A 6,157-nucleotide genomic window follows, 5' to 3' on the forward strand; every position below is an offset into this window, starting at 1 on the left:
CCCCAACCAGCGGTCCCGCCGCACCCCAACACCGCCCCTGAGCGGCTGCGAGTGCCGGGACAAGATGTACGTCGACGCACTGGCGGACATGGCCCAGCCGGGCCAACGAGGCTGGTGGGACAAGTACCGCGAATCGCTCCCTCAAGCCCTGCTGGACATCGCGGAGTTGGAGTTCTACGCCGTACGCATGCGTGCCGCATACACCGTGCACATCCCCGGCCTGCTCCAGACCTCGGACCATGCGCTGGCGCTGTTCCGTGTCGTGATCCCGGAACTTCCACCGCACGAGGTCGCCCTGCGCCTCGCTCATCGCGTGGAGCGTCAGCAGGTCCTGGAAGGGGACAGCCCACCCGAGTTCGTAGCCCTCGTCCACGAGGCCGCTCTGCGCATGCAGTTCGGCGGCCGGGATGTGGCGCGCGCCCAACTCGAACACCTGCTGAAGAAGTCCGAGCAGGCCAACTCTGAGGAGACGTTCCGATGCCCGACATCAACTGGGAAGACCCCTTCTGCGGCGAGGGAAACTCCTGCTTCCGCATAGGCACCGACGCCACCGGCAACGCCTACATCACCATCGCCGGCCAAGAGGACCACTACCTCACCGACACCCGCGAAGCCCTCCTCACCCTCATCCACGACATCAAAGCCGGCAAGGCCGACCACCTCCTCTAGCGAGCACCGCGAACAATGGGGGGCGCCCGGCAGCACTGCCGGACGCCTCCCCCCATCCACGTACGCGCTACACGAACAGGCTCACCAGAGCCGCCACCGCGAACCCCGCCACCGACAGCACCGACTCCAGTACGGTCCACGTCTTCAGCGTGTCCCGTTCGCTGATGCCGAAGTACTTCGCGACCATCCAGAAGCCGCCGTCGTTGACGTGCGAGGCGAAGATGGAGCCCGCCGAGATCGCCATGATGACCAGGGCGACGAAGGCCTGGGAGTGGTCGCCCTCGGCGAGGAGGGGGGCGACGATGCCGGCGGTCGTGACGATCGCGACCGTCGCCGAGCCCTGGGCGACGCGCAGCACCAGGGAGAGCAGGTAGGCCAGGACGATGATGGGCAGGCCCACGTCCTGGAAGGTGTCCGAGAGGGCCCCGGCGACGCCGCTCGCCTTGAGGACCGCGCCGAAGATCCCGCCGGCGCCGACCACGAGCAGGATGTTGCCGACCGGCTTGAGGGACGAAGTCGACACCGTTTCGAGGGACTTGCGGGACCAGCCTCGCCGGATGCCCAGCAGGTAGTACGCCATGAGCAGGGCGATCGTCAGGGCCACGAACGGGCTGCCGAAGAACTCGATGACCGAGCGGAACGTCGAGGGATCGAAGGCGATCGAGGAGAAGGTCGCGAGGAGGATCAGGAACAGGGGCGTTCCGATGATCGCGAAGACGATGCCCAGCGGCACCGGCTTCTCGCGCGGCTCCACACCTGCCGCACGCTGCTCGGCGACGACCGCCGCCTTCGCTTCCTCGGCGGCCTCGACCATGTCCTGCGGAACGGGCACGAAGATGCGCTTGCCGACCCACGCGGAGAACACCCAGGCGGCGAGGACGGCGGGGATGCCGCAGACGATGCCCATCAGGATGACCCAGCCGAGGTCCACCTTCAGCAGACCGGCGGCGGCCACCGGGCCGGGGTGCGGGGGCAGGAACGCGTGGGTCATGGAGAGACCCGCGAGCAGGGGGAGGCAGTAGAGGAGGATCGACTTGCCGCTGCGCTTGGCGGCGGCGTAGACGATCGGCGCGAGGACGAAGATGCCGACGTCGAAGAAGACGGGGATGCCGAAGATCAGGCCCGTCAGGCCCATGGCCAGGGGGGCGCGCTTCTCGCCGAAGAGCCCGAGGAGGCGGGAGGCAAGGACCTCGGCGCCGCCGGAGACTTCGAGGATCGCGCCGAGCATCGTGCCGAGGCCGATGATGATCGCCACATGGCCGAGGATGCCGCCCATGCCCGACTCGATGACCGAGACGGCGTCGGACTTCTGGACCGTGCCGAAGAGTTCGGTGACGGAGAGGCCGGCCGCGAGGCCGACGGCTATGGAGACCGCGAGGAGCGCCACGAAGGGCTGCAGCCTGACCTTGATGATCAGGAAGAGCAGGAGCAGGATGCCGAGCGCGGCGACGGTGAGCAGGCCCGCCGTGCCGTCGATCAGGGCGAGGAGACCGCCGGTGTGAGGTGGCGCCTCGGCGGCGGGGGCGGCCGCGAGCACGGCGGTGTGGGACGGGGACATCGTTGACCTCGTAAGTGCATGGGGCTTTCGGAGCAGGGGGGATCGCGGCACGGCGCCTCGTGCGGGTGAGGCGCCGTGCCGTGACGACGTACGGCTTGCGGGGTGGTGATGTGGGTCAGCTCAGGACGGCGAGCGCGTCGATCTCGATGAGCAGGCCCGCCGGGAGCCCGACGTAGACCGTGGTACGGGCAGAGGCGGGGGCCTTCAGGCCCTGCTCCTCGAAGTACGCGTTGTAGATCTCGTTCATCTCCGCGAAGTGGTCCACATCCGTGAGGTAGACGCGCATCATCATCACGTCGTCCCAGGTGGCGCCGCCCTCTTCGAGGATCGCCTTGACGTTGGCGAAGGTCTGGAGGGTCTGCTCGCGCAGGGTCGGGCCCGCGGGGGTGGGGGCCTTGCCCTCCTCGGCGGGGAGGAAGCCGACCTGGCCGGCGACCTGAAGGATGTTGCCCTTCTTCACGCCGTGGGAGAACTTCGCGGGCGGGGTGGTGTGGGTGGCCGGGGTGAGTGCGGTCTTCTCGGTCATTCGCTGATCAGGCTTCCTTGAGAGGGACGGTTTTCGCATCGGGCGCGGCGCCGGAGTACTCCCGGCTGATGGCGTCCGCCGTGCGGCGCACCAGCGGGAGGAGGGTGAGGAGTTCTTCGGCGGTGACGACGACGTTCGGCGCGGAGACCGACATGGCGGCGACGACACGCCCGTCCGCACCGCGGATGGGGGCCCCGATGCAGTTGATGGACTCCTCGTGGCCACCGAGGTCGGTGGCCCAGCCCTGTTCGCGCACCTTGTCCAGCTCCCGGAGAAAGGCAGCGGCGTTGGGTGTCGAACGGGACGTGTAGGTGGGGTAGTCGAGCTTCTCCGCGATCGCGCGGCGCTCGGCCTCCGGGAAGTCGGAGAGCAGCAGCTTCGCCACGGCGGCGACGGTGATGGCCACCGGCTTGCCGATGCGGGAGTACATCCGCACCGGATAGCGGCTCTCGACCTTGTCGATGTAGAGGACCTCCCCGTCCTCGTACACGGCGAGGTGGACCGTGTGGCCGCACTTCTCGTTGAGGGCGAGGAGGTGGGGGTGGGCGATCTCGCGCACGTCGAGGTTCTCGACGGCCTCCTGGGCGAGCGCGAAGAGGCGCGCGCCGAGGCGGTAGCGCTGGTCGGTCTGGCGGAAGACGAGACCGTGTTCGTGGAGGGTGCGCAGGAGCCGGAGCGCCGTGGACTTGTGGACCCCGAGCCGGTCGGCGACCTGGCCCAGGTCGGCGGGGCCCTCGGCGAGCAGCGGCAGGATCGAGAGCGCGCGGTCGACGGTCTGGCTCATGGGGTACGTACCTCCTCGTCGGCCTCGGTTTCGTCCGGGGCGTGATCGGTCCAGCCGGGGCCGAGACGAAGTGTCCCCCAGGCGGCGTCGTCCAGGTCGGCGAGGCGGTCGGCGTGTGCGCGGGCGGGGGGAGGTGCGAGGTCGCCGGGGACGGTGAGCGCGGCGGCGGCCATCAGGTGGCCGTGGCGCAGGCGGTGTGCGGCGGGCAGCCCGCGCAGGGTGGCGGAGAGGAATCCGGCGGCGAAGGCGTCCCCGGCGCCGACCGGCGCGACGACGTCGACGCGCAGGGCGGCCTGGAAGACGGGGTCCTCGCCGTGCCGGAAGACGGTCGCGCCGCGGCTGCCCTGTTTGACGACGAGGGTGGCGGGCTCGGGCAGGGCGGCGCGGACCGCGTCAGGGCCCCCGGTCACGCCCCAGGCCGTCGCGGCCTCGTCCTCGCCGACGAAGACGAGGTCGGCGCCGCGGGCGAGATCGAGCAGGACCGCTGGCCCTTCGGGGGCGCCCTTCCACAGTCCCGGGCGGTGGTTGACGTCGAAGGAGACGAGCGGGCCGCGGTCGGCGCGCCGGGCACAGAGGTGGCGTACGAGGCCCAGGCAGTCGGCGGAGAGCGCGGGTGTGATGCCCGACAGGTGCAGGATGCGGGCCGCGGTGAGGGCGTCCTCGTCGATGGAGGCCGGTGACATGGCGGAGGCGGCGGAGCCCGCGCGGTAGTAGACGACCTCGTGGGTGTCGGTGTCGCGGTCGTCGGCGGTGCGGAAGTAGATGCCGGTGGGGCGGTGCGGGTCGCGGGCCACAGCGGAGGTGTCGACTCCGTAGCGGGCGATCGTCTCGACGAGGTGGTCGCCGAAGCCGTCGGTGCCGACGCGGCTGACCCAGCGCGTCGTGTGCCCGGCGGCGGCGAGCGCGCACAGGACGTTGGACTCGGCGCCGCCGATCCCGCGGTCGAAGGAGGGCACGTCGGCGAGGCGCCCGGGGCGTGCGGGCAGGAAGGTGACCATGGACTCGCCGAGCGCGACGACGTCCACCGCCGCGTGGGCGGTCGTCCCCTCGGCGGGCCGTGCGGCTTCCTCTGCGGTCACGATCTTCCAGCCCCTCAACCGACTCTCCGGATCCGTTGACCCGGCGTTGGCTCGGATGTTAGACAGCAGTCAGCGACATACGCAATGACTGTTGCACATGCTGCAACGCACCTCTGGAGGAGGCGCCCATGGCCGCCGACGACGCCGTCGAACGTCCCGCCGATTCAGCCGCCGCCCGGCTCGCCGCGCTCGCGGACGAGCGGGTCGACCACCGCTTCAAGGGGCTGCCGCCGGACGCGGCGGGCCTCACCGTCGGCGAGCTCGCGGCCCAGCGCAGGAACCTCTTCACCGGCGGCTTCACCACCCCGGTCCTCGCGCTCTCCGCCGAGCGCCTTGAGCACAACCTCGCCCTCATGGAGACGTACGCAGAGCGCCACGGCCTCGCCTTCGCGCCGCACGGCAAGACGTCGATGGCCCCGCAGCTCTTCGCCCGGCAGCTGGAGCGCGGGGCGTGGGGGATCACGCTCGCCGTGCCCCACCAGGTGCGCGTGGCAAGGGCGTTCGGCACCTCACGGATCTTCCTCGCGAACGAACTCGTCGACGCGGCCGCGCTGCGGTGGCTGGCGGGCGAGCTGGACTCCGACCCCTCCTTCCGCTTCATCTGTTACGTCGACTCCGTACGCGGCGTCGAACTGATGCACGCCGCGCTCGGCGAGGCGGGCGCGAGCCGCCCGGTCGACGTGGTCATCGAGCTGGCCGCGGGCGACGGGGCGCGCACGGGTGTGCGGACCGAGGCCGAGTGCTTCGACATCGCCAACGCCGTCGCCGCCGCGGACACGCTGCGGCTCGTGGGCGTCGCCGGGTACGAGGGCGAGGTGCCGGAGGCGTCGACCGGGAACGTCACGGCGTGGCTGCGCCGCCTCGTCGCACTCCTCGTCGGCCTCGACAAGGCGGGGCGGTTCGCGGACCTGCCGGAGGTCGTGGTCAGCGCGGGCGGCAGCGCGTGGTTCGACGCGGTGGCGTCGGTCTTCGCGGAGGTCCCCGAACTGTCGCTGCCCGTCCTGAAGTTGCTTCGCTCCGGCGCGTACGTCTCCCACGACGACGGCCACTACCGGCATCTCACGCCCTTCAACCGCGTCCCGGAGGAGGGTGCGCTGGAGCCCGCCTTCCGGCTCTGGGCGCAGGTCGTGTCGCGGCCCTCCGCGGAGCAGGCGTTCATCAACGCGGGCAAGCGGGACGCGGCGTACGACCTGGACCTGCCCGTGGCGCAGGTCGTCCGCCGGGACGGCGTGGAGCGCCCCGCGACCGGGGTCACCGTCACCGGCCTCTCCGACCAGCACGGGTGGCTGCGCACCTCGCCGGAGGCGGAGCTCGCCGTGGGCGACTGGGTCGGCATGGGCCTGTCGCACCCGTGCACGGTGTTCGACAAGTGGCAGCTGATTCCGGTGGTGGAGGGGGACGGGGCGGTCGGGTCCTACGTCCGCACGTTTTTCTGACCGGGGGGTCTTGGGGGGTGTACTGACCCGCCGCTCCGCGGCGGACACCGGGGGGGGGCCCCCCCCCCCCCCACACGCGATCAAGCACAAAGAACAAAAAAACAA

General features: G+C 70.9%; 6 protein-coding genes and 1 pseudogene. 3 read left to right on the top strand and 4 right to left on the bottom strand.

Going from position 1 to position 6,157, the window contains the following annotated elements; translation table 11 throughout:
* Window positions 1–37 precede the first annotated feature (37 nt).
* Window positions 38–454, top strand: a pseudogene (locus AB0H82_RS24835) (Scr1 family TA system antitoxin-like transcriptional regulator); the annotation flags it as partial.
* Between the two features lie 23 nt (window positions 455–477).
* Window positions 478–669, top strand: coding sequence for a hypothetical protein (locus AB0H82_RS24840; protein ID WP_362996213.1), 192 nt, complete (start codon window positions 478–480; stop codon window positions 667–669).
* Between the two features lie 67 nt (window positions 670–736).
* On the opposite strand, the gene AB0H82_RS24845 is transcribed toward AB0H82_RS24840, so the two are convergent.
* The 4 genes from AB0H82_RS24845 to AB0H82_RS24860 form a co-directional block, all read right to left on the bottom strand.
* A complete protein-coding gene (locus AB0H82_RS24845) occupies window positions 737–2,227 on the bottom strand; it encodes a gluconate:H+ symporter (protein ID WP_362996215.1) in 1,491 nt (496 codons plus the stop codon).
* 115 nt (window positions 2,228–2,342) lie between these two features.
* Entirely contained in the window at window positions 2,343–2,753 is a 411-nt protein-coding gene (locus AB0H82_RS24850) for a RidA family protein (protein WP_362996217.1), read from the bottom strand.
* A 7-nt stretch (window positions 2,754–2,760) separates the two neighbouring features.
* Window positions 2,761–3,537, bottom strand: a complete 777-nt coding sequence (locus AB0H82_RS24855) for an IclR family transcriptional regulator (RefSeq protein WP_362996219.1) — start codon at window positions 3,535–3,537, stop codon at window positions 2,761–2,763.
* Complete coding sequence (locus AB0H82_RS24860; RefSeq protein WP_362996221.1) at window positions 3,534–4,616, bottom strand: sugar kinase; 1,083 nt, start codon at window positions 4,614–4,616, stop codon at window positions 3,534–3,536. Before AB0H82_RS24860 ends, AB0H82_RS24855 begins: the two co-directional genes overlap by 4 nt.
* Window positions 4,617–4,744: 128 nt before the next feature.
* Here AB0H82_RS24860 and AB0H82_RS24865 point away from each other — a divergent pair, with 128 nt between their 5' ends.
* Window positions 4,745–6,052: an amino acid deaminase gene (locus tag AB0H82_RS24865; RefSeq protein ID WP_362996223.1), complete on the top strand. Its 1,308-nt coding sequence runs from the start codon at window positions 4,745–4,747 to the stop codon at window positions 6,050–6,052.
* Window positions 6,053–6,157 lie beyond the last annotated feature (105 nt).

Source organism: Streptomyces sp. NPDC050732, assembly GCF_040654255.1.
Lineage (GTDB): Bacteria > Actinomycetota > Actinomycetes > Streptomycetales > Streptomycetaceae > Streptomyces.

What these genes read in the sequence shown, in the direction of transcription:
- AB0H82_RS24840 (WP_362996213.1), top strand. Translation starts at nt 478, where the DNA reads ATGCCCGACATCAACTGGGAAGACCCCTTCTGCGGCGAGGGAAACTCC.
- AB0H82_RS24845 (WP_362996215.1), bottom strand. Translation starts at nt 2,227, where the DNA reads ATGTCCCCGTCCCACACCGCCGTGCTCGCGGCCGCCCCCGCCGCCGAG.
- AB0H82_RS24850 (WP_362996217.1), bottom strand. Translation starts at nt 2,753, where the DNA reads ATGACCGAGAAGACCGCACTCACCCCGGCCACCCACACCACCCCGCCC.
- AB0H82_RS24855 (WP_362996219.1), bottom strand. Translation starts at nt 3,537, where the DNA reads ATGAGCCAGACCGTCGACCGCGCGCTCTCGATCCTGCCGCTGCTCGCC.
- AB0H82_RS24865 (WP_362996223.1), top strand. Translation starts at nt 4,745, where the DNA reads ATGGCCGCCGACGACGCCGTCGAACGTCCCGCCGATTCAGCCGCCGCC.